General features: G+C 69.0%; 20 protein-coding genes. 13 read left to right on the forward strand and 7 right to left on the reverse strand.

Features of this window, described 5'->3' with window-relative positions; translation table 11 throughout:
• Positions 1 to 14: 14 nt before the first annotated feature.
• The 4 genes from DM194_RS20630 to DM194_RS20645 are packed head-to-tail and all read right to left on the reverse strand — an operon-like array spanning position 15 to position 5,287.
• Positions 15 to 1,547 carry a glutathione ABC transporter substrate-binding protein gene (locus DM194_RS20630; RefSeq protein WP_111069442.1) on the reverse strand — a complete coding sequence of 511 codons (1,533 nt, stop codon included), beginning with the start codon at positions 1,545 to 1,547 and terminating at the stop codon, positions 15 to 17.
• 22 nt (positions 1,548 to 1,569) lie between these two features.
• Positions 1,570 to 3,510, reverse strand: coding sequence for an ABC transporter ATP-binding protein (locus DM194_RS20635; protein ID WP_111069443.1), 1,941 nt, complete (start codon positions 3,508 to 3,510; stop codon positions 1,570 to 1,572).
• Positions 3,507 to 4,352 carry a D-amino acid aminotransferase gene (locus DM194_RS20640; protein ID WP_111069444.1) on the reverse strand — a complete coding sequence of 282 codons (846 nt, stop codon included), beginning with the start codon at positions 4,350 to 4,352 and terminating at the stop codon, positions 3,507 to 3,509. Before DM194_RS20640 ends, DM194_RS20635 begins: the two co-directional genes overlap by 4 nt.
• A gap of 41 nt (positions 4,353 to 4,393) precedes the next feature.
• Positions 4,394 to 5,287, reverse strand: a complete 894-nt coding sequence (locus DM194_RS20645) for a MurR/RpiR family transcriptional regulator (protein WP_111069445.1) — start codon at positions 5,285 to 5,287, stop codon at positions 4,394 to 4,396.
• A 247-nt stretch (positions 5,288 to 5,534) separates the two neighbouring features.
• On the opposite strand from DM194_RS20645, the gene fliG reads away from it, so the two are divergent.
• The 10 genes from fliG to DM194_RS20695 all read left to right on the forward strand — a co-directional run bounded on the left by fliG (position 5,535) and on the right by DM194_RS20695 (position 15,770).
• Complete coding sequence (fliG, locus tag DM194_RS20650) at positions 5,535 to 6,557, forward strand: flagellar motor switch protein FliG (protein ID WP_111069446.1); 1,023 nt, start codon at positions 5,535 to 5,537, stop codon at positions 6,555 to 6,557.
• A 269-nt stretch (positions 6,558 to 6,826) separates the two neighbouring features.
• On the forward strand, positions 6,827 to 7,837 hold the full coding sequence (locus DM194_RS20655) for a TRAP transporter substrate-binding protein (protein WP_246024540.1): 1,011 nt from the start codon (positions 6,827 to 6,829) through the stop codon (positions 7,835 to 7,837).
• 125 nt (positions 7,838 to 7,962) lie between these two features.
• A complete protein-coding gene (locus DM194_RS20660; protein ID WP_111069447.1) occupies positions 7,963 to 8,472 on the forward strand; it encodes a TRAP transporter small permease in 510 nt (169 codons plus the stop codon).
• A 3-nt stretch (positions 8,473 to 8,475) separates the two neighbouring features.
• Complete coding sequence (locus DM194_RS20665; protein WP_111069448.1) at positions 8,476 to 9,777, forward strand: TRAP transporter large permease; 1,302 nt, start codon at positions 8,476 to 8,478, stop codon at positions 9,775 to 9,777.
• 5 nt (positions 9,778 to 9,782) lie between these two features.
• On the forward strand, positions 9,783 to 10,511 hold the full coding sequence (gene pxpB, locus DM194_RS20670; protein ID WP_111069449.1) for a 5-oxoprolinase subunit PxpB: 729 nt from the start codon (positions 9,783 to 9,785) through the stop codon (positions 10,509 to 10,511).
• Entirely contained in the window at positions 10,508 to 11,578 is a 1,071-nt protein-coding gene (locus DM194_RS20675) for a 5-oxoprolinase subunit C family protein (protein ID WP_111069450.1), read from the forward strand. The genes pxpB and DM194_RS20675 overlap by 4 nt, the downstream gene beginning before the upstream one ends.
• A gap of 207 nt (positions 11,579 to 11,785) precedes the next feature.
• Positions 11,786 to 12,904, forward strand: coding sequence for an ABC transporter ATP-binding protein (locus DM194_RS20680; RefSeq protein WP_111069451.1), 1,119 nt, complete (start codon positions 11,786 to 11,788; stop codon positions 12,902 to 12,904).
• Positions 12,905 to 12,955: 51 nt separating this feature from the next.
• Positions 12,956 to 14,002 carry an ABC transporter substrate-binding protein gene (locus DM194_RS20685; RefSeq protein ID WP_111069452.1) on the forward strand — a complete coding sequence of 349 codons (1,047 nt, stop codon included), beginning with the start codon at positions 12,956 to 12,958 and terminating at the stop codon, positions 14,000 to 14,002.
• A gap of 80 nt (positions 14,003 to 14,082) precedes the next feature.
• Entirely contained in the window at positions 14,083 to 14,940 is an 858-nt protein-coding gene (locus DM194_RS20690) for an ABC transporter permease (RefSeq protein ID WP_111069453.1), read from the forward strand.
• A 17-nt stretch (positions 14,941 to 14,957) separates the two neighbouring features.
• Positions 14,958 to 15,770 carry an ABC transporter permease gene (locus tag DM194_RS20695; protein WP_111069454.1) on the forward strand — a complete coding sequence of 271 codons (813 nt, stop codon included), beginning with the start codon at positions 14,958 to 14,960 and terminating at the stop codon, positions 15,768 to 15,770.
• Between the two features lie 6 nt (positions 15,771 to 15,776).
• Here DM194_RS20695 and DM194_RS20700 read toward each other — a convergent pair whose 3' ends face one another.
• Positions 15,777 to 16,130, reverse strand: a complete 354-nt coding sequence (locus tag DM194_RS20700; protein ID WP_111069455.1) for a hydroxyisourate hydrolase — start codon at positions 16,128 to 16,130, stop codon at positions 15,777 to 15,779.
• A gap of 77 nt (positions 16,131 to 16,207) precedes the next feature.
• Between DM194_RS20700 and DM194_RS20705 the strand changes: the two genes are divergently transcribed.
• The 3 genes from DM194_RS20705 to DM194_RS20715 are packed head-to-tail and all read left to right on the forward strand — an operon-like array spanning position 16,208 to position 19,559.
• Complete coding sequence (locus DM194_RS20705; RefSeq protein ID WP_246024541.1) at positions 16,208 to 17,365, forward strand: MFS transporter; 1,158 nt, start codon at positions 16,208 to 16,210, stop codon at positions 17,363 to 17,365.
• On the forward strand, positions 17,362 to 18,762 hold the full coding sequence (locus DM194_RS20710) for an amidase (RefSeq protein WP_111069457.1): 1,401 nt from the start codon (positions 17,362 to 17,364) through the stop codon (positions 18,760 to 18,762). Before DM194_RS20705 ends, DM194_RS20710 begins: the two co-directional genes overlap by 4 nt.
• Entirely contained in the window at positions 18,759 to 19,559 is an 801-nt protein-coding gene (locus DM194_RS20715; protein ID WP_246024542.1) for a GntR family transcriptional regulator, read from the forward strand. Before DM194_RS20710 ends, DM194_RS20715 begins: the two co-directional genes overlap by 4 nt.
• Before the next feature lie 78 nt (positions 19,560 to 19,637).
• Here DM194_RS20715 and DM194_RS20720 read toward each other — a convergent pair whose 3' ends face one another.
• Together DM194_RS20720 and DM194_RS20725 are read right to left on the reverse strand one after the other, a co-directional pair.
• On the reverse strand, positions 19,638 to 20,774 hold the full coding sequence (locus tag DM194_RS20720; protein ID WP_246024543.1) for a GGDEF domain-containing protein: 1,137 nt from the start codon (positions 20,772 to 20,774) through the stop codon (positions 19,638 to 19,640).
• 135 nt (positions 20,775 to 20,909) lie between these two features.
• Positions 20,910 to 23,504 (reverse strand): bifunctional diguanylate cyclase/phosphodiesterase, encoded by a 2,595-nt coding sequence (locus tag DM194_RS20725; protein ID WP_111069459.1) that lies wholly within the window; start codon positions 23,502 to 23,504, stop codon positions 20,910 to 20,912.
• Positions 23,505 to 23,527 lie beyond the last annotated feature (23 nt).

The following is a 23,527-nucleotide window of genomic DNA, read 5'->3' on the forward strand; positions in this document are numbered from 1 at the left end:
ATTCCACACTCACGTCACTGCAGATCGGCCTCTTCCATCTGCAGGCCGCCGTCGGCGACATAGTGGAAGCCGGTCAGCTTCTTCGACTTGCCGGCCAGCAGATTCTCGACGCCGAGGAAGATCCACGGCGCGTCCTTCCAGATCTGCTCCTGGGCGATGCGGTAGGCTTCGGCGCGCTTGGCGTTGTCGGCGGTGCCGATGCCGGTCTCGATCGCGGTATCGACCGTGTCGTTCTTGTAGTACGCCACGTTGAAGAACTTCGGCGGGAAGCCCTTGCCCCACAGCAGCGGACGCAGGCCCCAATCGGCATCGCCGGTGGAGGCCGACCAGCCGCTGTACTGCATCTGCACCGTAGCGTCCTCCGGCTTCTCGACGCTCCAGACGCGGGCGGCCTCGACACCGGATTCGAGCGGGGTGACGGTCAGCTTGACGCCGATCTGGGCCAGCTGCTGCTGCACGAACTGCATGCCGCGGATGAAGTTTGTGCTGTTGCGGCCGATCATCTCGGCCTCGAAGCCGTTCGGATAGCCGGCCTCGGCCAGCAGCGCCTTCGCCTTGGCGAGGTCGTAGGTGTACTGGTCCGGCTGCGCGACGTGGAAGCCCAGCTTGGACGGGATCGGCGAATCCAGCGGGCCGGCAAAGCCGCGATAGACCACCTTGGCGTAGGCGTTCTTGTCGATGGCGTAGTTCAGCGCCTGACGGACGCGCGGGTCGCTGAACGGCTTCTTCATGGTGTTCATCGCCACATAGCGCGCGATGATCGACGGGGCGTTGATGATCTCCAGCGCCTGGTTGGCCTCCACCATCTTCACCATTTCCGGCGGCAGCGGATAGATGAACTGCGCCTCGTTGGTCTGCAGCATGGCGATGCGGCTGCCGTTCTCCGGCACGCTCCTCAGCGTCACGCTGTCGACCTTCGGCAGGCCGGGCTTCCAGTAGTTGGCGTTCTTCTCGACCTTGAGAGTGTCCGCTTCCCAGCTGACGAACTTGTAGGGGCCGGTGCCGACGGGGTGGCGGCCGATCTCCTTGCCGTAGGTCTCCAGCGCCTTCGGGCTGTGGATCATGGCGCCGGGATGGGCGAGGTTGTTGTTCAGCGCGCCGAAGGGCTGCGACAGCTTCAGGGTGATGGTGTGGTCGTCGACCACCACCGTCTCGGCCAGCATCGCCAGCAGGCTCTGGCGCTTCAGGCGGTTGGCCGGGTTGGACAGGCGGTCGAAGTTGGTCTTCACCGCCTGGGCGTTGAAGGGAGTGCCGTCATGGAAGGTGACGCCCTTGCGCAGGCGATAGGTGTATTCGGTGGCCGCGTCGTTGACCGTGAAGCTCTCCGCCAGCAGCGGGACCAGCTTCATCTCCTTGTCGAAGCCGAACAGGCCCTGCATCATCGTGCGGCTGGCCGACTGCGACAGGGTGTCGTTGATGTCGGCCGGATCCAGCGTGGTGATGTTGTCGGGGATGCCGACCACCAGGTTCTTGGCGGCGAAGGCGGGACCGGCCAGCGCGGTGCCGGCGAGCAGGCCGGCCAGCAGGGGAAGAGCGAAACGCGTCACCTGATGTCTTCCTTATCTTGATTTAGAAGTCGCCGCCAACGGCGTGGCGCGCGACGAAATGGCCGTCGCCGACCGGCACCAGCGGCTGCACCGCCGGCTCGTCGCCGATGTTGCGGATGGGACTCGCGATCTCGCCGGTCAGAAGCCTCAGGTCGCGTGTCCGGCGGCTGGGATCGGCGATCGGCACCGCCGCCATCAGGCGGCGGGTGTAGGGGTGCTGCGGGTTCTCGAACACCGCGCGGCGCGGGCCGAGTTCGACGATCTGGCCGAGATACATCACCGCGACGCGGTGGCTGACCCGCTCCACCACCGCCATGTCGTGGCTGATGAACAGGTAGGACAGGCCGCGCTTGGCCTGCAGCTCCATCAGCAGGTTGACGATCTGCGCCTGGATCGACACGTCGAGCGCCGCCACCGCCTCGTCGGCGATGATCAGCTTGGGATCGCAGGCGAGCGCGCGGGCGATGCAGATGCGCTGGCGCTGGCCGCCAGAGAATTCGTGCGGATAGCGGCGCGCATGCTCCGGCTTTAGCCCGACCTGGGTCAGCAGCTCCGCCACCCGCTCCTCGACGGCGCGGCGGCGGGACAGGCCCGGCTTGGCCGTGGGCACGTAATCATGGACCAGCATCGGTTCGGCGACGCTGAAGCCGACGGTCATGCGCGGGTTCAGCGAGGCGAAGGGATCCTGGAAGATGTACTGGATCTTCTCCTTCAGCTTCGCCTGGCCGTTGGAATCCAAGGTCGCGGTGTCGACACCGTCGAAACGGATGCTGCCGGAGGTGGCGGATTGCAGCCCCATGATGGTGCGGCCGGTGGTGGACTTGCCGCAGCCGGACTCGCCGACCAGCGCCAGCGTCTCGCCCGGACGGACGGCGAAGCTGACCTTCTCCACCGCATGCACGCGGGCCTTCAGCGAGCCGAAGATGCCCTTGCGCACGTCGAAGCGGGTGGTGAGGTCGCGCACCTCCAGCAGCGGGGCGTCGGCGGCGCGCACGGTGTCCTGCACCGGCGGCGGGGCCGGCGGCGCGGCGTCGTTCTTGGCGCCGTCCTTGGCGCCGTCCACCACCAGCAGGGGGAAGCGCATCGGCAGATCCTGGCCGCGCAAGGCGCCCAGCTTCGGCACGGCGGACAGCAGGGCCTTGGTGTAGGGGTGCTGCGGCGCCTGGAAGATGCGCTCGACCGTGCCCTCCTCCACCTTGCGGCCGCGCCACATCACCACCACGCGGTCGGCCACCTCCGCCACCACGCCCATGTCGTGGGTGATGAAGATGACGCCCATCCCCATCTCGTCCTGAAGCAGGCGGATCAGCCGCAGGATCTGCGCCTGGATGGTGACGTCCAGCGCCGTGGTCGGCTCGTCGGCGATCAGCAGCGACGGCCGGCAGGACAGGGCCATGGCGATCATCACGCGCTGGCGCATGCCGCCCGACAGCTGGTGCGGATGGCGGTCGAGCAGCCGCGCCGGCTCGGGAATGCGCACCTTCTCCAGCATGCGCAGCGCTTCCGCCCGCGCCGCCTTGCGGTCGAGACCCTGGTGCAGCATCACCGCCTCGGCGATCTGGTCGCCGATGGTGAAGACCGGGTTCAGCGACGTCATCGGCTCCTGGAAGACCATGGCGATGTCGTTGCCGCGCATGTCGGTCAGCGCCTCGGCCGGCGGCGACGCCAGATCGCGTTCGCGACCGTCGCGGCCCTTGAAGCGGATGCTCCCGCCGACGATGCGGCCTCCGGCATAATCGACCAGCCGCATCAGCGACAGCGAGGTCACCGATTTGCCGGAGCCGGACTCCCCGACGATGGCGACCGTCTCGCCCGGCGCCACGGTGAAGCTGATGTCGTCGACCACGCGCACGGGACCATGCTCGCCGTCGAAGGCGACGCTCAGCCCCTCCACCGAAAGCAGGGGCACCGGCAGCGGGGCCCGCGTGGTGTCGACCGCCTTTGCGGCAACCGCACCGCTCATCGACCGAGCCTTTCGGCGAACAGCCCGAACATGCGGCGCCACAGCATGCCCGGCGCGCCGCTGCCCACCGGCTTGCCGTTGAGGCTGGTGACGGGGGTGATTTCCTTGGTGGTGCTGGAGATCCAGATCTCGTCGGCGCCGTCGAGTTCGGCCGCCGGGATGTCGCGCTCCTCCAGCCGCAGGCCGGCCTCGGCCGCCAGCCGCAGGATGACGGTGCGGGTGATGCCTTCCAGGATGCGGGTGTCGTTGACCGGGGTGGCGATGACGCCGTCCTTGACCACGAAGATGTTGGTGGCGGCGCCCTCCGTCACCAGACCGTCGCGCAGTTGCAGGGCGTCGACGACGCCGGCATCGGTCGCCGCCTGCTGCGCCAGCACGCTGCCGAGCAGCGCAACCGTCTTCAGGTCGCAACGGCCCCAGCGGATGTCGGGAATGGTGATGGCGGCCACACCCTGGTCGCGCCACGCCGCGGGCGGGCGCTTCAGCGGGCTGACCATGCCGAACACCGACGGGGTGACGCCGGCCGGAAAGGCATGGCCGCGGCCGGCGGCGGCGCCGCGCGTGACCTGGAGATAGACCGTCAGATCGCCGTCGATGCCGGAAGAGGCGGCCAGCCGCTGCATGATGCCCAGCCAGTCGTCGGCCGACAGCGTGCAGTCGATGCGCAGTTCGGACAGGCCGCGCTGCAGGCGGGCGATGTGCGCCTCCGGCTCGAACAGGCGGCCCTGATAGGCGGCGGTCACCTCATAGAGGCCGTCGGCGAACAGGAAACCGCGGTCCAGCGGCGACACATGGACCTCGTCCAGCGGCAGGTAACGCCCGTTCCAATAGGAGATCGTCATCGCTTTTCAGCTTCTTTGGCGCGTGGAAAGGAAAGCCCTGCTCACTCGGTCGGCCGCTTGGCTTTCGGCACGACGTGGAGGTAGGGAAGGATGCGTTCGGCGACGTCGGCGGCCTGTCCGACGCTCTCGGGACCGGAGCGGGACAGCGCGGTGCCCAGCGCCACGATCAGCGCCATCAGCCCGGTCGGAGAACTGTGGCGCACGCCATGGTCGGCCCCGGCCAGCAGGGTGACGTCGGCAAGCGGGACGATCGGGCTGTCCGGCGCGTCGGTCAGCGCGATGGCCTTCGCCCCGCGTTCCCGGCACAGCTGCAGATGCTCGATGGTCCGGCGCGAATAACGCGGCGAGGTGATGGCGATCACCAGATCGCCGGGCTGCACCGTCATCAGCCGGCGGATGGTGCGCTCGGTGCCGGCGAATTCGACGGCTTCGCGGACATGGTCGACATAGGGCTCCAGCACGTCGGCCAGGAACAGGGCGAGATAGGCGCTGTCGCCGAGGCCGAGCGCCACGACACGCCTGGAGTCGCGGATCAGGCGGATCGCCGCCTCGCATTGTTCGGGCTGCAGCAACTCCATGGTGCGGGTGATGTTGCCGGCGTCGCTGGCCAGCGATTCCCGCATGATCTCGGCATTGGAGGTGTCGCGCTGCACGGCGACGCGCAGCTTTTCCACCGGGGCGAAGGTGGATTGGAAGGCGCGCAGCAGATCCTCGCGGAACTCCGGATAGCCGTCATAGCCGAGGAAACGGGCATAGCGGTTGACGGACGCCACCGACACCTCCGCCGCCGCCGCCAGCTCGCCGATCTTCAGCGTCGCGGTGCGGAAGGGATAGGCCAGCGCCCATTCCCCCACCTTGGCGAGCGCCGCCGGCAGCTGCGGCTGACAGTTCTGCATCCGGATCAGCAGCGATCCCGTCTGAATCGGTGGCCCCATCCCCTCGACGCCTTCTCGAAAAGCCGAAGCGTGGCTTGTGTGAGGATGGAGTTACAGGATTTTCATATTCCTGTAAATCTGTTTTCACATATGGGCGTATGCCTATGCCCGGCGCCTTCTCCGCCGGTCCCGACTGCCGCGAAACCGCCGCATTTGAGACTCTTTGGAGGCTTCCTTATCGTTTGTTAACGATGTTTGCCGCAATAATCTGCCGACAACGGCAATCGCGCAGACATGAAGGGCAGCAATGGCTCAGAAGGTTCGTGAGGACTACCGGACCCTCACCGGCCCGGAAAAGGCCGCCATCATGATGCTCGCGCTGGGCGAGGAGCATTCTTCCAAGCTGTTCTCGCTGATGGACGACGAGGAGATCAAGGAGCTGTCCCAGGTGATGGCCAACCTGGGCACCGTGTCGGCCAACCTGATCGAACGCCTGTTCGTCGAATTCGCCGAGCAGATGTCGTCGAGCGGCACCGTCGTCGGCTCCTTCGATTCGACCGAACGGCTGCTGCTGAAGACCCTGCCGAAGGACAAGGTCGACCAGATCATGGAGGACATCCGTGGTCCGGCCGGCCGCACCATGTGGGACAAGCTGACCAACGTCAACGAGTCGGTCCTGTCCAACTATCTGAAGAACGAGTACCCGCAGACCGTCGCGGTGGTGTTGTCCAAGATCCGCTCCGACCATGCCGGCCGGGTGCTGGCGCAGCTGCCGGAAAGCTTCGCGATGGAGGTCATCATGCGCATGCTGCGCATGGAGGCGGTGCAGAAGGAGGTTCTGGACGACGTGGAGCGCACGTTGCGCACCGAGTTCATGACCAACCTCGCCCGCACCAGCCGGCGCGACAGCCACGAGATGCTGGCGGAGATCTTCAACGGGCTGGACCGCACCACCGAGCACCGCTTCATGGCCGCGCTGGAGGAGCGCAACCGCGACAGCGCCGAGCGCATCAAGTCGCTGATGTTCACCTTCGAGGATCTGTCCAAGCTCGACCCCGGCGGCGTCCAGACGATGCTGCGGACGGTGGACAAGCAGAAGCTGGGCACCGCGCTGAAGGGCGCGTCGGAGTCGCTGAAGGACCTGTTCTTCTCCAACATGTCCGAGCGCGCCGCCAAGATCCTGCGCGAGGACATGGCCGCCATGGGCCCGGTCCGCGTCCGCGACGTGGACGAGGCGCAGATGTACATGGTCCAGCTGGCCAAGGATCTCGCCGCCCGCGGCGAGCTGGTGCTGGCCGAGGGCAGCGGCGAGAACGAGTTGATCTACTGATCGCCCATACTCGCCGCCCGCCCTTAAGGGGCGAGCGGCGCTGATTTTTTCCCCTTTTGAAACATTGGAGATTTGACGGATCGCTCGGAACGGTGAACCCTTGGAGACCGAAGGGGCAGGATCAGGGAGGCCGCTGTCACGATGCCTTGGCTATGGGCTGCTCGCGCAGGCTCCGGCCGGGCCGGACATCCGGCTCCTGCCCACCGTCCGACCGGCCAGAAGGCCGGCGGGCGCCGCTTCGGCCAACAAACAGGGAGCTTCCGAAAATCATGACCGCTGACACGCTGCAAGCCCGTCTCGTCACCCGGATGGCCGGTCCCATCGTCGCCGGCCTGCTGGGGCTGGGCGTCGCCGCCGGACCGCTGGCGGCACTCGCCGAGACCTGGGACATGCCGACCCCCTACCCCGACACGAACCTGCACACCGTGGTGGTGAAGCAGTTCGCGGAGGACGTGAAGGCGGCCACCGGCGGCAAGATCCAGATCACCGTCCATTCCAACGGTTCGCTGATCCGCCATCCGGAGATCAAGCGCGCGGTCCAGTCCGGGCAGGCGCAGCTGGGCGAGGTGCTCATCAGCTCCTGGGCGAACGAGGATCCGCTGTTCGGCCTCGATTCGGTGCCCTTCCTCGCCACTGACTTCCAGGCGTCGCGCAAGCTCTACGACGTCTCCAAGCCGTATCTCGAAAAGAAGCTGGAGCGCCAGCGCCTCAAGCTGCTCTACTCGATTCCGTGGCCGCCGCAGGGCCTCTACGTGAAGGACGAGATCCAGTCGATCGACGGGCTGAAGGGGCAGAAGTTCCGCGCCTACAACCCGGCCACCACCCGCATCGCCGAGCTGAGCGGCGCCGTCCCGGTGAAGATCGAGGCGGCGGAAGTGGCGCAGGCCTTCGGCACCGGCATCGTCTCCGCGATGATCACCTCGGCCGCCACCGGCGTCGACACCAAGGCCTGGGACTTCGTGAAGACCTATTACGACGTCCAGGCCTGGCTGCCGCGCAACATGGTCTTCGTCAACACCGAGGTGTGGAAGGGGCTGGACGCCGACACCCAGAAGGCGATCCAGGGCGCCGCCGCCAAGGCCGAGGCCGCCGGCTGGGCCGAGTGGGAGAAGAAGACGGCCGAGCTGAACAAGACCATGGCCGACAACGGCATGAAGGTTCTGCCGCCGTCCGACACGCTGAAGGAAGGCCTGTCCGCCGTCGGCAAGACCATGACCGAGGAATGGACCAAGGCCGCCGGTGCCGACGGCGAGGCGATCATCTCCGCCTTCCGCAAGTAACCGGCCGTTGCCAGTAACCAGCCGTTGAGTGTGCGCGGTATCCCTGACGCCCCGCTGCGGCGTGCCGGCCGGGATGCCGCCGCCACGCCCCTTCGCCCCGACCGACCGCAGGAGGTGGTTGCGCCATGCGCACCGCGCTGTCCATTCTTTACCGAACCGCCGAGATCCTGGGCGCGGTCGCGCTTGCCGCCATTGCCGTCCTGATCATCACGCAGGTGGTGAGCCGCCTCGCCGGCCGCATGGTTCCGGGGGCCGACGAGCTCGCCGGCTATTGCATGGCCGCATCCTTCTTCCTGATGCTGGGGCCGGCCTTGCGCCGCGGCGCCCATATCCGCGTCGGCGTGCTGGTGGAGCGCCTGCACGGCGCCCCCCGCCGCGCCTTCGAACTGGCCTGCCTTGCCTTCGGCACGGCGCTCAGCGCCTATTTCGCCTGGTACTGGATGCGCATGACCTATGATTCCTATGATTTCGGCGACATCAGCCAGGGCGTGCTGCCGATCCCGCTGTGGATCCCCCAGGCGCTGATGGCGGCCGGGCTGGTCGTGCTGGTGATCGCCTTGCTGGACGATCTCGTGGCGGTGCTGCGGGGCGGCCAAGCCTCCTACCAGCATGCCGCCATGCAGAGCGAGGGCTGAACGATGGATCAGACGACCGCATCCATCGTCGTCGTCGTGACGATGTTCCTGATGCTGGGGACCGGCGTGTGGGTGGCGCTGGCGCTGGCCGGGGTCGGCTTCGTCGCCATGGCGCTGTTCACCACGCGGCCGGTGGGCATGGTGATGGCGACCAACATCTGGGGGGCCAGCACCTCCTGGACGCTGACCGCCCTGCCGCTGTTCATCTGGATGGGCGAGATCCTGTTCCGCACCCGCATCTCGTCCGACATGTTCAAGGGGCTGGCGCCCTGGACCGGCTGGCTGCCCGGCCGGCTGATGCATGTGAACATCATCGGCTGCACGATCTTCGCCGCCGTGTCCGGGTCGTCGGCCGCCACCGCCGCCACCATCGGCCGCATGACCATCCCGGAGCTGAACCGGCGCGGCTACGACCCGATGATGACCATCGGATCGCTGGCCGGGGCCGGGACGCTGGGGCTGCTGATCCCGCCGTCGATCATCATGATCGTCTATGGCGTGGCCGCCGACGTGTCCATCGCCCGGCTGTTCATCGCCGGCGTCATCCCCGGCATCGTGCTGACCGGACTGTTCATGGCCTATGTCGGCGGCTGGTCGCTGCTGAAACCCGGCCGGGTGCCGCCGCGGGAGCCGTCGCGGAGCTTCGCCGAGAAGATCCGCGACACCGGCGCGCTGATCCCGGTCATGCTGCTGATCGTCGCGGTGCTCGGCTCCATCTATGTCGGCATCGCCACCCCGACGGAGGCCGCCGGCATCGGCGTGCTGGGGTCGCTGGTGCTGGCGCTGGCGACCGGGACGCTGAACTGGACGACCTTCCGCGACAGCCTGTTCGGCGCCGCCCACACCTCCTGCATGATCGGCTTCATCCTGGCGGGCGCGGCCTTCCTGACGGTGGCGATGGGCTATACCGGCATCCCGCGCCTGCTGGCGGAGTGGATCACCACGATGCAGCTGTCGCCGGCGGCGCTGCTGGTGGCGCTGACCGCTTTCTTCATCGTGATGGGCTGCTTCCTCGACGGCATCTCCATGGTGGTGCTGACCACCTCGGTGATCCTGCCGATGGTGCAGCAGGCCGGCATCGACCTGCTGTGGTTCGGCATCTACATCATCATCGTGGTGGAGATGGCGCAGATCACCCCGCCGGTCGGCTTCAACCTGTTCGTGCTGCAGGCGATGACCGGCCGGAACATCTTCACCATCGGCAAGGCCAGCCTGCCCTTCTTCCTGCTGATGATGGTGATGGTGGCCTTGCTGTGGCTGTTCCCCGGCATGGTGACGTGGCTGCCGTCGATGATGATCGGGTGAGGAGCTTGGGCGTGGAGATCCGCTTCACCACCGCAGGCGACACCGCCTTCAACGTCGAGTTCGGCGAGGCCATCGACCGGGCGACCAACGCCCGCGTCATGGCGCTGCACGCCCGGCTGAAAGCCGATCCCCCTCCGGGACTGGTGGAGACGGTGCCGACCTTCCGCTCGCTGCTGGTGGTCTACGATCCGGTCGCCACCGGGCGGCGGGAGATGCAGGCGGCGGTGGAGGCGGCGGCGGCCGGCAGCGACGCCGCCGCGGCCGAAGGGCGGCTGTGGCGCCTTCCGGTCTGCTACGACCCCGATTTCGGCCCCGATCTGGCGGAACTGGCCGGCGGGCTGGGACTGGCCGTGGAGCGGGTGGCGGAACTGCACGGATCGGCCGAATACTTCGTCTACATGCTGGGCTTCATGCCGGGATTCGGCTACATGGGCGACCTGCCGGCGGAGCTGGAACGGCCGCGCCGGACGGAGCCGCGGGTGCGGGTGCCGGCCGGCTCCGTCGCCGTCGCCGGACGGCTGACCACCGTCTATCCATGGGAAAGTCCCGGCGGCTGGCACCTGATCGGCCGCTGCCCGGTGCCGCTCTACGATGCCGGACGGGCCGATCCCGTCCTGCTGGCAGCCGGCGACCGGGTGCGCTTCGAGGCGGTGGACCGCACCGCCTTCGACGGCATCGCGCAGGCGGCGGCTGCCGGCCGCTTCGATCCCGCCAGCCTGAGGGACGCATCATGAGCGCCTTTCTGACCGTGGTGCGGCCGGGCCTGTTCGCGACGATCCAGGATCTGGGCCGCTTCGGCTTCCAGGAATTGGGCATGCCGGTGGCCGGCGCGCTCGACCCGGTGGCGCTGCGGTTGGCCAATGCGCTGGTCGGCAACCCGCAGAACATGGCGGGGCTGGAGATCGCCCTGCTCGGCCCCGTCCTGCGGGTGGACGCCGCCGCCGTCCGCATCGCCGCGGTCGGCCCGCTGGCGATGACGCTGGAACGCGAGGGGGAGCCTGCCCGGCCATTGGAGCCCCACCGCAGCCACAGCCTGCGCCAGGGCGACCTGCTGCGGCTGGGGGCGGTGGATGGGGCGTCGGTCGCCTATCTGGCGGTGGCCGGCGGTTTCGCGCTGGCTCCGGTGATGGGCAGCCTGTCCAGCTATGTCCGCGCCGGCATCGGCCCGCTCGGCGGGCGCCCCCTGGGACAGGACGACCGGCTGCCGCTGGTCCGCGATGGCGCGCCGGATGGGCCGCCGGATGAGCAGGATATGGAACTGCCGCAGCCGCCGGAGTACGGCGTCGGGCCGTTGCGTGTCGTGCTCGGGCCGCAGGACGACCGCTTCACCGAGCAGGCTTTGGCGACCTTTCTGTCGGCGGACTACCATGTCGGCAAGCAGGCCGACCGCATGGGCCTGCGTCTGGAGGGGCCGGCTCTGCAGCATCGCGGGTCGGCCGACATCCCGTCGGACGGGCTGGTCACCGGCTCCATCCAGGTGCCGGGCAACGGGCAGCCGATCCTGCTGCTGAACGACCACCAGACCGCCGGCGGCTATGCCAAGATCGCCACCGTGATCTCCGCCGACCTGCCCCGCGCCGGCCGCCTGCGCCCCGGCGACCGCCTGTCCTTCCAGGCGGTGACGGTGGAGGAGGCCGAAGCGATCCGCCGACGGCAGGAACAGTCGATCGCCGGCTGGATCCGCGCCATCCGCCCGGTGCGCCCGGCCGGCGGCATCGATCTGGAGGCCCTGTATGCGGAGAACCTGATCTCCGGCACGGTGGACATCGTGAACGGCGGCAGCGATCTGCCGCTGCTGTGAAGGGCAGGCAGCTTGTCGCCTCTGCCAAAAATTTAGGCGATTGCCTGCGCCTGCCGCTTGTTTCAGCATCACTGGGGCGGCACCACCCATCGACCAAAACGCCGTAAAACAGTCTAAGTCATTGATATAAATCTGTAAGTCCGAAAACGGCATGCGCTTTGCTATCTAAGTATCTGCAAAGCGCAACACGAAACGGACGGTGCAGCCATGGTCGGAGCCTCGCAAAGCAGCCAGTCGGCCCAGCGTGGGCAGACGCTTCTTCTCGATGGGATCACCCAGCGCTACGGCAATACGCTGGCCGTCAACGAGGTGACGCTCGACATCAAGGGCGGCGAGCTGGTCGCCCTGCTCGGACCGTCGGGTTGCGGCAAGACGACCCTGCTGCGGATCATCGCCGGCTTCATGGCCCAGACCAAGGGCCACGTCATCGTCGGCGGCGAGGCCATCGACGGTCTGCCGCCCAACCGCCGCTCGGTCGGCATCGTCTTCCAGAACTACGCGCTGTTCCCGCACATGACGGTGGCGGAGAACGTCGCCTATGGGCTGGACGCCCGCGGCGTCGACCGCGCCACCCAGCGCAGCGAGGCCCGGCGCATGCTGGATCTGGTGAAGCTGGGCCATCTCGGCGACCGCATGCCGCGCCAGTTGTCGGGCGGGCAGCAGCAGCGCGTGGCGCTGGCCCGCGCGCTGGCGGTCAACCCGTCGATCCTGCTGCTCGATGAGCCGTTCGCGGCGCTGGACAAGAACCTGCGCCTGGACATGCAGATCGAGGTGAAGCGCATCCAGCGCCTGTCCGGCATCACCACCATCCTGGTCACCCACGACCAGGAGGAGGCGCTGTCGATGGCCGACCGCGTCGCGGTTCTGAGCCAGGGCCGGCTGGAGCAGTTCTCTCCGCCGACCGAGATCTACGACGCGCCGGACAGCCTGTTCGTCAACACCTTCGTCGGCTCCGCCAACCTGCTGGGCGGCGTCCTGCTCGGCGCCGACCGCAAAAGCGGCACGGTGCGGCTGGATGCCGGCGGCACCATCGAGACACGCGCCCCGAAGGGCGACGTCCGTCCCGGCGCCCGCGTCACCGTCTGCCTGCGGCCGGAGCACCTCCGCGTCGATCCGGCGGCGGCCGGCTCCGACACGCTGAACGGCGTGGTGGAGATGGGGCTGCCGCTGGGCGCCACGGTCGTCCATGAGGTGCGCGTCGCCGACGGGTCCGCCGTGAAGGTGTCCGAACCGCGCATCGACCGCGCCGGCCTGTTCGCCCCCGGCACACCGGTGCGCCTCGCCCCGGTCGCCCCCCGCCTCGCCTCGGTCTTCGCCGCGGCCTGATCCGACTTTCCTCTTTCTCCTATTCCCTCCCCCATCCGACAGGAGTAATCAATGCTGCTGACCCGCCGCACCCTGATGCAGACGGCCCTGACGCTGGGCGCCATGCACGCCTTTCCCGGCCTGACCTGGGCGCAGGCGCGCCCGCTGGTCTTCGCGACCTTCACCGGCAGCTGGGAGGAGGCGCACAAGGCCGCGCTGGTCCCCGCCTTCCGCAAGGCGACCGGCAATGCCGACATGGTGCTCGACCCCATGCTGTCGGTCGATCAGATCGCCAAGGTCAACGCGGCCAAGAACAATCCGCCGATCGACGTCATGCTGCATGATCCGGGCCCCGCGCTGCAGGCCATCGCGCAGGATCTGGTCGAACCCTATCCGGTGGAGCAGAGCGCCCATTACAAGGATCTCATCCCGGAAGCCCAGGTGCCGATGGGGCCGGCGCCCTTCTTCCAGGTGGTCGGCATCACCTACAACCCGGAGACGGTGAAGACGCCGCCGACCTCCTGGGCCGATCTGTGGAAGCCGGAATTCAAGGGCCGCGTCGGCATCACCAACCTGAACTCCACGCTCGGCACCGGGTTCATGGTGGAACTGGCCAAGATGCATGGCGGGTCGGAATCCAACATCGATCCCGCCTTCAAGGCGCTGGAGGCGCTGCGCCCGAGCCTCGCCGCCGTCGCCGCCAACCCCGGCCAGCTCGCCACCCTGTTCCAGCAGGGCCAGATCGACATCTCCCCCGGCAATTTCAACGCCATCCAGATCCTGAAGGCGCGCGGCGTCCCGGTGGAGTTCGTCATCCCCAAGGAAGGCGCCATCGCCTTCAAGACCACGATCCACGTCGTCAGGAACTCCCCGAACAAGGAACTGGCCTTCAAGCTGATCGAGGCCGCCCTGTCGCCGGAGGTCCAGACCAAGCTGATGGAGGAGCCGTTCCTGATCGTGCCGACCAACACCAAGGTCGCGATCAAGGGCGAACTCGCCAAGAGCCTGGCCAAGGACCATGCCGAGATCGCGCAGAAGTTCGTGTTCCAGGACTGGGCGAAGATCAACGAGCAGCGCAGCGCCTGGATCGAGCGGTTCAACCGCGAGATCAGGGTGTGACGACGCGAACGACCCGCTGAAGCCCTCCCTCTCCCTCCCTCTCCCGGGGCGGGAGAGGGATACCGGAAAGGACCTCCCCAATGGCCGCGACGCTGCGCAACGTCACCACCTACGACCTGAAACTGGCGGCTCCGCTGGCGGCGGGGTTCGTCGTCTTCTTCGTCACGCCGCTGGTCATCCTGCTCGCGCTGAGCTTCCAGACCGACCCGCAGGGCGGACAGTTCGGACTGACCCAATACGTCAACTTCCTCGGCGACAGCTTCAGCCTCGGCGTGCTGGGATCGACGCTGTGGCTGGGGGTGAAGGTGACGGCGCTGACCCTGCTGCTGGGCTATCCGGTGGCGTGGCTGCACCAGCGCTCTCCCGGCTGGGCCAAGGGGGTCATCATGCTGCTGGTGCTGCTGCCGCTGCTGACCAGCGTGGTGGTGCGCACCTTCGCCTGGGTGGTCATCCTGGGGCGGCAGGGGATCGTCAACGCCTCGCTGCTCGAGCTGGGGCTGATCGACACGCCGCTGAAGCTTCTCTACACCGAAGGCGGGCTGGTGGTCGCCCTGGCGCAGGTGCAGATGCCGCTGATGGTGCTGCCGCTGATCACCGCGCTGAACCGGATCGACCCGAACCTCGCCGACGCCTCCTCCGTGCTGGGGGCCGGGCATTGGCGCACCTTCCGCAAGGTGATCCTGCCGCTGTCGCTGCCGGGGATCATCGCCGGCTGCCTGCTGACCTATGCCGCGGCCATCACCGCCTTCATCACCCAGAGCCTGATCGGCGGCGGGCAGATGCTGTTCATGCCGATGTACATCTACCAGCAGGCCTCGACCCTGCAGAACTGGCCCTTCGCCGCCGCGATCTCCGTCATCTTCCTGGTCGCGGTGCTGGTGGTGGTGTCGATCTTCAACGTGCTGGGCCGCCTGTCGCGCGGCTACACCAGCGCCTGACCAGCAGGGGACCGGATATGAGCAACCGCCGTTTCGACCTCGACTCGCTGAGTTACCGCATCGTCATGACCGGGGTGGCGCTGCTGGCCCTGCTGCTGCTGGCGGCCCCCACGGTCGTGGTGATCTGGGTGTCCTTCACCAGCGGATATTCGCTGAAGTTTCCGCCGCCCGGCTATTCGCTGCGCTGGTACGCCGAGCTGTGGGAGGCCTGGCAGCTCCAGTTCGCCCTGATGAACAGCCTGAAGGTGGCGGCCTGGGCGACCGCGCTGTCGATCCTGCTGGGCGTTGCCGCCTCGCTCGGCATCGCGCGCTCGGCCAGCCTGACGGCGCGGGTGCTGGACAGCCTGTTCCTGTCGCCGCTGGTGCTGCCGGCGCTCGCCTTCGGGCTGTCGTCGCTGATGTTCTTCTCGCTGGTCGGCGTGCCGGTGTCGCCGCTGACCCTCATCATCGGCCACACCGTGGTGTCGGTGCCCTTCGTGGTGCGCAACACCGTCGCCTCGCTGGCGCAGATGAACCCGACCCTGCTGGAGGCGTCGGCCAGCCTGGGCGCCACCCGCTGGTTCACCTTCCGCCGCATCACCCTGCCGCTGATCCGACCGGGCATCATGGCCGGCGGATTCATCGCCTTCATGGCGTCCTTCGACAATGTGCCCGTCTCGCTGTTCCTGCGCGACGCGGCGACCGACATGCTGCCGATCCGCATGTGGCAGGATCTGGAAGGCAAGCTCGACGTGACGGTCGCGGCGCTGTCGGGTGTGCTGATCGTGGCGACCATCGCGCTGATGCTGGTCATGGAACGGGTCGCCGGCCTATCCAAGAGGTTGACCTGACCCCGCCTATACACCCAGAAAGAGCGAGACCCCGTAGGGTGTGAATTTGAAGGGCAGATGCAGATGGCGGTCCAGGTCGGTCACTTTGAAGCGGAAGGGCATGATGTCGAGGAAGCGGGTCTGCTCCTCCGGATATCCGGCCGCGCGCAGCCAGTCGCCGACATGGAACAGCACTTCGTGCGGGCCGGGAGCGATGCCCTCGCCGCGGACGGTCGGGTGGTCGAGCTGCCCGTTGGCGCCGAGACGGCCCTCGGCCAGCAGGCGCCGGCCGGGCGTCAGGGCGTAAAGCTCCACCCGCAGCCCTTCGGCGGCGACGCCGCGCGCCACGTCCACGCCGTGAATCGAAATACCGCCAGCCATGCCGCCTCCGGGTCAGAGTTTCCGCAATGGTAGCCGAGACGGCGGCGGTTGCGCCAGCGCCGGCCAAGCCTCCGGCGATGCCTCCGCTCCTGCCGGCGCTGATCGGAATGACCGGTCTGCAGGCGCTGGTGGCGCTCGCCCTGTTCGCGCCGGGCGTGCTGGCGCCGCGGATGGGAATCGACCCGGCGGGGCTGGGGCTGTTCACCACCACCGGCTTCGCGGTGGGAATGGCGGCGTCGCTGGGCGGCGGGGTGCTGGCCGGGCGGCTGGGCTCCTTCCGCGTCGCCAGCTTCTGCGCGGTGGCGGTGGCCGCGGCCATGCTGTGCGCGATGATGGGGAGCGGCGCCCTGGCGATGCTGGCGGCGGGAGTCGCCATCGGGCTGGCCTGCGGGCCGGAGACGCCGGCCAGCGCCGCCATCCTTGGCCGGCTGGTGCGGGAGGCCGACCGGCCGATGGTGTTCTCCGTCCGGCAGACCGGCAACCAGATCGGCGCGATGGCCGGATCGCTGGCCCTGCCGCTGCTGGCCGCCGTCGCCGATCCGCGCGCCGGCTACGCCGCCATCGCCGCGCTGGCCCTGGTCTGCGTCCTGCCCTTCGAGCGGCTGCGGACGGTCTACGATCCGCTGACGCGATCCGCCACGACGGCCTTCGGGCTGGTGTCGGCGATCCGGCTGCTGCGCGGCGACCCGGCCCTGCGGCGTCTGGCACTGGCCTCCTTCCCCTATTCGGCGAGCCAGCTGACGCTGAACGGCTTCTTCGTCGTCTTCGCGGTGGCGGAGCTGGGGCTGGAGCATGTCGCCGCCGGGGTGGCGCTGGCTGCCGGGCAGGCGGGCGGCCTGGCCGGACGGCTCGGCTGGGGCGTGGTCGCCTCGCGCTGGGTGGCGCCGCGCCGGCTGGTCGGGCTGCTGGGGCTGGGCATGGCGGCGGCATCGGCGCTGGTGGCGCTGGCCGGCGCCTCCCTGCCCTTCCCGGTGCTCGCCGTGGCGACCTTCCTGTTCGGGCTGACCGCCAGCGGCTGGAACGGCATCTTCCTGGCGGAGGTGGCGCGGCTGGCGCCGGCGGGACGCATCGGCGAGGCGACCGGGGCGGTGCTGGTCGGCGGCTTCGCCGGGCTGATCGTCGGCCCGCTCCTGCTGGTCGCGGCCGCCGCAGTCAGCAGCCTCGCCACCGGCTATCTCGTGGTCAGCCTGCTGGCGGCGCTGGCGGGATTGAGCCTTCTCGGAGACAAGCGATGACCCATCCCCTTCGCGCCGTATCCCTGGCCGACGCCGTGCGCGGCGGACGCAGCAGCGCCCGCGCCGTGACCGAGGCGGCGCTCGACCGCATCGCCGCCGGCAACCCGGCGCTGAACGCCCTGGTCGCCGTCCATGCCGAACAGGCGCTGGCCGAGTCCGAGGCGGTGGACCGCCGCCTTGCCGCCGGGGAGGATCTGCCGCTGGCCGGCGTTCCGGTGGCCGTCAAGGACACCATCTGGGTCGCCGGACGCCGCGTCACCCAGGGATCGCGCCTGTTCGCCGACTTCCACGCCACCGGCGACGCCATCGCGGTGGAACGGCTGCGCCGCGCCGGCGCGGTCATCGTCGGCATGGCCAACACCTCGGAATTCGCCTGCAAGGGCGTCACCACCAACCCGCTGTTCGGCCCGACCCGCCACCCGATGGACCCGAAGCTGACCCCCGGCGGCTCCAGCGGCGGGCCGGCGGCGGCGGTGGCGGGCGGACTGGTGCCGCTGGCGCTCGGCACCGATGCCGGCGGGTCGAGCCGCCGCCCGCCGGCCCATGTCGGCGCGGTCGGCTTCAAGCCCGGCTTCGGCGCCATCCCCTACGGTCCCGGCTTCGCCGAGCCCTTCACCGGCATCGCGGTGTTGGCGCCCATCGCCGCCGATGTCGCCGACACCGCCCTGATGTTCGAGGCGCTGGCCGGACCGGACCCCCGCGATCCCGACAGCGCCGCGATCGCCCCGGCGGAGGAGCGTCCGATCGCGTCCCTGACCGTCGCCTACAGCCCGACCTTCGGCCTGGACGCCCCGGTGGACGACGACGTGCGCGAGGCGGTGGAGCGGGCGGTGGAGGCGCTGGCCGCCGCCGGTGCCCGCATCGTCCGTCCGGCAGGCTCCTTCCCGCGCTGGCCGGCGGGCATCACCGAAACGGCGCTGATGCCGCTGCAGCATGCCGGGCTGGCCGCTCTGTATGGCGAGGCCTTCCGCCGCGACCCGGGCCTGTTCGACCCCGACATCGCCGTGCAGATCGAACGCGGCCTGTCGCTGACCGCGGCGGAGGTCGCGGCGGCCCAGCTGCTCGGCGTCGAGACCGGCCGCGCGCTGGCTGCGCAGTTCGCGGGGGTGGACCTGATCGTCGGGCCGACCACGCCCTGCGTCGCCTGGCCGCTGGACCGGCTGGGACCGGAAACCATCGGCGGACAGCCGGTGCCGCCGCGGGCGCACGCCGTCTTCACGCCGCTGTTCAACCACGCCAAGGTCCCGGCGCTCAGCCTGCCCTGCGGGACGGGGCACGGCGGGCTGCCGGTCGGGTTGCAGATCGTCGCACCGCGCGGAATGGACCGCCGGGTGCTGCGCTTCGCCGCCTTCGCAGAGAAAACGCTCGCCGCCGGCCAACCGGATTCCCAGCCATGAGCCCGACCATGAGCTTCGACGACGACAGTTCGGGCGACAGCCCAAGCGACAGGCCGGGCGACAGCCCAAGCGACAGGCCGGGCGACAGCCCAAGCGACAGGCCGGACACCGCTCCGCCGCGCCGACGACGGGCGGTGCCGCCGCCGCCCTTGGCGGACATGGCGGTTGACCGGCTGCGCGACATGATCATCTATGGCGAGCTGGCGCCGTCCTCCCGCCTGATCGAACCGGAGCTGAGCGAGAAGCTCGGCATTTCCCGCACGCCGTTGCGCGAGGCGCTGAAGCTGCTGGCGGCCGACGGGCTGGTGATGCTGCGGCCCAACCGCAACGCCATCGTCGCCCCGCTCGATGCCGCCGAACTGACCCACCTGTTCGAGGTGGAGGGCTGCATCGAGAGCTTCGCCGCCCGGCTCGCCGCCGAACGGATGACCGCCGCCGACCTTCGCCGCCTGCGCGGCTTCCAGGAGAAGATCGAAGCCCTGCAGGGGGCCGGCGCGCTGGAGGAGTATTTCGCGATCAACCAGAAGATTCACCGGCTGATCGTGTCCTGCGCCAAGAACCCGGCGCTGGTGGAGGTGCATGACCGGCTGCTCGGCCGGCTGGTGCGGGCACGCTATTTTGCACTGGGCGCCCAGGGGCGGTGGAAGGAATCGGTGCTGGAGCACCGCGAGATCCTGGCGGCGCTGGAAGCCCGCGACAGCAAAACGGTGGAGCATCTGTTCGTCCGCCATGTCGGCCGCACCGGCGACGTGGTCGCCGCGGCCTGCGCCTCCCCCCGCGCCCGGCAAGCGGAGTGACGGCCGCGAGCCGCCCCTGGCGTTCGGCTTAACCATATCATTCACGGTTCAAGCGCTTCCGCCGGAACCGGTCAGGCTCTATGTCACCGGCACCGCTTCAGGCTGGCAGAGCGCACGATCGCGGCATACCCGGTCGCGGCCGTGCGACTTGGCGCGGTAGAGCGCCATGTCCGCCGCCTTTATCAGGGTATCGGGGCGGCCCGCATCCGCGGAGAGGGCGGACACGCCGATGCTGACGGTCACATGCAGCAGCGCGCCGTCATGCTCGACGCGGCATTCGCGCACCGCACAGCGCAGGCGCTCGGCGAGCAGAAAGGCACCCTCCAGCGACGTGCAGGGCAGCAGGATGGCGAATTCCTCGCCGCCGAAGCGGGCAACGAGGTCGCTCTGGCGCACGCCGTGCCGCAAAACGCGGCTCAGCGCCACCAGCACCGCATCACCGGCGTCATGCCCGCGGGCGTCGTTGACCTCCTTGAAATGATCGATATCCAGCAGGAGAAGCGACATCGGCGCGTCGCGGCGCAGCGCGCCGGCAACCTCGCGGTCGATGGCTCCGAAGAAGGCCCGGCGGTTGGCGAGGCCGGTCAGCGGATCGCTGAGCGCCGCGTCGCGGAGAACCCGCTCGGTGTCGACGCGGCGGCGCTCGCGGGCCAGCATCGTTCCCAGCATCAGGATGCCGGCCACCGTGAAGAGGGCGACCGGCAACCCGCCATGGGTGAAGGCCGGCAGCGCCTCGCCCCAGGGCAGCGCGAAGATCCCGAGCGTGTTGAGCGCGGAAAGGGGAGCGAGCAGGAACAGCGGCCGTGCCCCCCGCCACTCGACGGAGGGCACCAGCCGGGCCATCAGCAATCCGGCGGCACCGGACAGCAGGATGCCGGTCACGCCGGGAAGCATACCGGCGCCGCCGACCGCGATCCGGCCCGTCGCAACGATGCCGGCGGCCAGGAAGGCGGCCAGCGTGCCTCCGAAGGGAGCGGCCAGCGCAACCGGGACCGCCTTCACGTCCAGATAGACGCCGGGCGCCACCGGAACCGACTGCAGCATCGCCGCGACCCCGCCGGCCCCGAACATCAGCCCCAGGCCGATCCGCCGCAACAGAGGACGTTCACCCAGCCGGCAGAGGACGGTGCCGTAAGCGAGGGTCATCAGGGCCAGCAGCCCCACACCGCCGGCCAAGGCCGTCATGATCGGCACCGTGGCGTCCGGTTCCCCCACCCTGCCGCCTCCTTCGTCCTGTTCAGTCTCGGTCGGGAATTCTCATTCGGATATCCTAATACTGTACATTGGGGTTTGCCCTAGATGATGCGGGCCCTCGGGGGCTTCCCGCTGGAAGCGGGTGGCGTGACGGCGTCAGAGACGATCCTCGCCGTCCGCCGGGCAGAGCCGCCCGCTTCCCGCGGCGGTCTGCGTCGGGTCGAAGGATTCGGCCGGCACCGCATGGCCGAGATAGCGGCCCTGGGCATAGACGCAGCGCACCTCGCCGGCCAGCGCCTGCTGTTCCCCCGTCTCGATCCCTTCCGCGATCACCGTCAGGTTCATGCTGCGGGCCAGCTCCACGATGGCGCGCAGCATCCCCTGGTTGCCCGGATTCCGCGCCATGTCCTGCAGGATGGCCTGATCGATCTTCAGGAACTCCACCGGCAGCCGCCGCAGGTGGCCAAGCGACGCATAGCCGGTGCCGAATCCGCCGATCGAGAACGCGATCCCCCGCGTCCGCAACGTCTGCATCGTCCGTGTCGTCTCATCCGGCGGCGACAGCATGGCGGATTCCGGCAGTTCCAGGATCAGCCGGTCCGGCGGAACGCCGTGGCGGGCGAGACTGCCGGCGACCTGCTCCGCGAAGCCGACATGCCGGATCTGCAGGGGGGACACCGGGACGGTCAGACGCAAGCCGGCGGCCCCGCGATTGCGCCAGTCCGCCAGTTGGCGGCAGGCGGCATCCAGCAGCCAGCCGCCGACCGTCAAGATCAGTCCATTCGCCTCGGCAAGATGGAGGAATTGACCGGCGGAAAGCAAACCGCGGTCGGGATGGTTCCAGCGCAGTTCCGCCTCGGCGCCGGCCAGCCGCCCGCTGGCGACATCCACCACCGGCTGGAGGAACAGCGCAAGCTGGCCCTTGGTCACCGCCTCGTGCAGTTCATTTTCCAGCTGCAGATGCGCCAGGGCGTCGGCATCCATCGCGGGGTCGTAGAAGGTCCAGTTTGCGGTGCCGCAGCGCTTGGCGTGGTACATCGCGACGTCGGCGTTCTTCACCAGACGCTCGGGATCGCTACCCTGGTCGGGGGCGACGGTGATGCCGATGCTGGCGGAGATGTGCAGGGTCTGGCCGGCGATGCGGAACGGCTCCGACAGGCAGTCGAGCAGGCGGCGGGCCACCCGCTCGGCATCCTCGCGGTCGCCGATGTCGGACAGGATCACCGTGAACTCGTCGCCGCCGATCCGGGCGATGGTTTCCGAATTGCGCAGGCAGCCGGCCATCCGCTGCGCCGCCTCGCGCAGCAGCATGTCGCCGGTCTGGTGGCCCAGCGTATCGTTGACCCACTTGAAGCGGTTCAGGTCGATGAAAAGCAGGGCCATCCGGTTGCGCAGCCGCACCGCCCGCCGCAGCGCCTGCCGCAGCCGGTCGTAGAACAGCGGCCGGTTGGGAAGCCCGGTCAAGGCGTCGTAATTGGCCTGATGCCGGATGGTCTCCTCCGCGAGGCGGCGGGCGGTGACGTCCTGGATGGCGGTGATCAGGCCCAGAACTCGGCCCTCCGCATCGTGGAACGGCTCCCCCACCTCCTGAAGGTCGAGATGGCCGCCGTCGGCCCGGACGATGCGGTATTCGATGTCGAAGCGGCTGTTCTCCGTCCGGGCGCGGCGGTAGGCCTCCTGCACGTCCAGCCGCTGCTCCGGCTTCACCCGGTCGAGATAGAGGCCGATGGTGAGCGGACCGGTGTCGTCCGGCAGACCGACCAGCTCGCGGAAATTGGCCGAGACCTCCAGCCCTTCCTCCGGCAGATGGACGGTGTAGGCCAGCCGGGCGACGCGCTGGGCCTGGGCCAGCCGCGCTTCGCTGAGGCGCAGCGGCTCCTGCCGCTTCAACCGGTGCAGGACGCGCTGGAACAGGAAGAGCAATGCCAGCAGGGCCAGCGCGAATCCGGCGGCATAAGGCGCGATCCGCCGGACCAGCGTGCCGCCGGGCTGTTCCGGCTTCCAGGTCAGGATGCCGACCGGCTGATCCGCGATGGCCTCCAGGGGCAGGCTGGCCAGGGCCGGGACAACCGGCGTGTCGGGCGGGACCACGCGCAAGCCGGCGATCCGCCGCGACTTGGCGAGCTTCGCCAACTCGCCTTCCAGCGCGGTCAGGAAGACCTGGACGGGCTTCTGCGGATCGGGCGGCAGGGCGGCGCGGCCCTCCTCGTACTCGATCACGCGGGCGCCGAAGACGAAGGGAGTCTGCCCGATATGGACGATGCCGCTGACCGGCCGGCCGGCGGTTCGCGCCGCCGTCAGAACCGGCCGCAAATCCGCCGCTTCCCGGGCCGCCGCATCCAGGTCGCCGCGCAGGGCGCCGCCCTTCGACGCATAGATCAGCCGGTCGCTGCCGTTCCAGGCATAGGAGCGGTCCAGCCCCCACAGGCGTTCGGCATAGGGACCGACATTGGCGTTGGCCCAGGCGCCGTCGAACCGCACCACCAGACGGTCGACGGCGTCGTTCCACAGGCTGTATTCCTCGGCCCTCTTGCCCATCGCGGCGCCCAGATCTGCCACCGCATCGACGATCTCCGCCCTCGTCCGCTCCGCCACCGTCCCGTCGATCCGCCTTGCGGTCTCCAGCGCCATGAACATCACGAACGCGATGGCCAGCACAACCATTGCGGCAAAAAGCAGGCCGACAAGGTTGAGCCGGCGGGCATCGCCAGCCGCGCGACCGAAGATTTCTGGAGCGCTGGGAGAGATCATCGCGAAAACTACCGGTTCCGGAA

The organism is Azospirillum ramasamyi (assembly GCF_003233655.1).
GTDB lineage: Bacteria > Pseudomonadota > Alphaproteobacteria > Azospirillales > Azospirillaceae > Azospirillum > Azospirillum ramasamyi.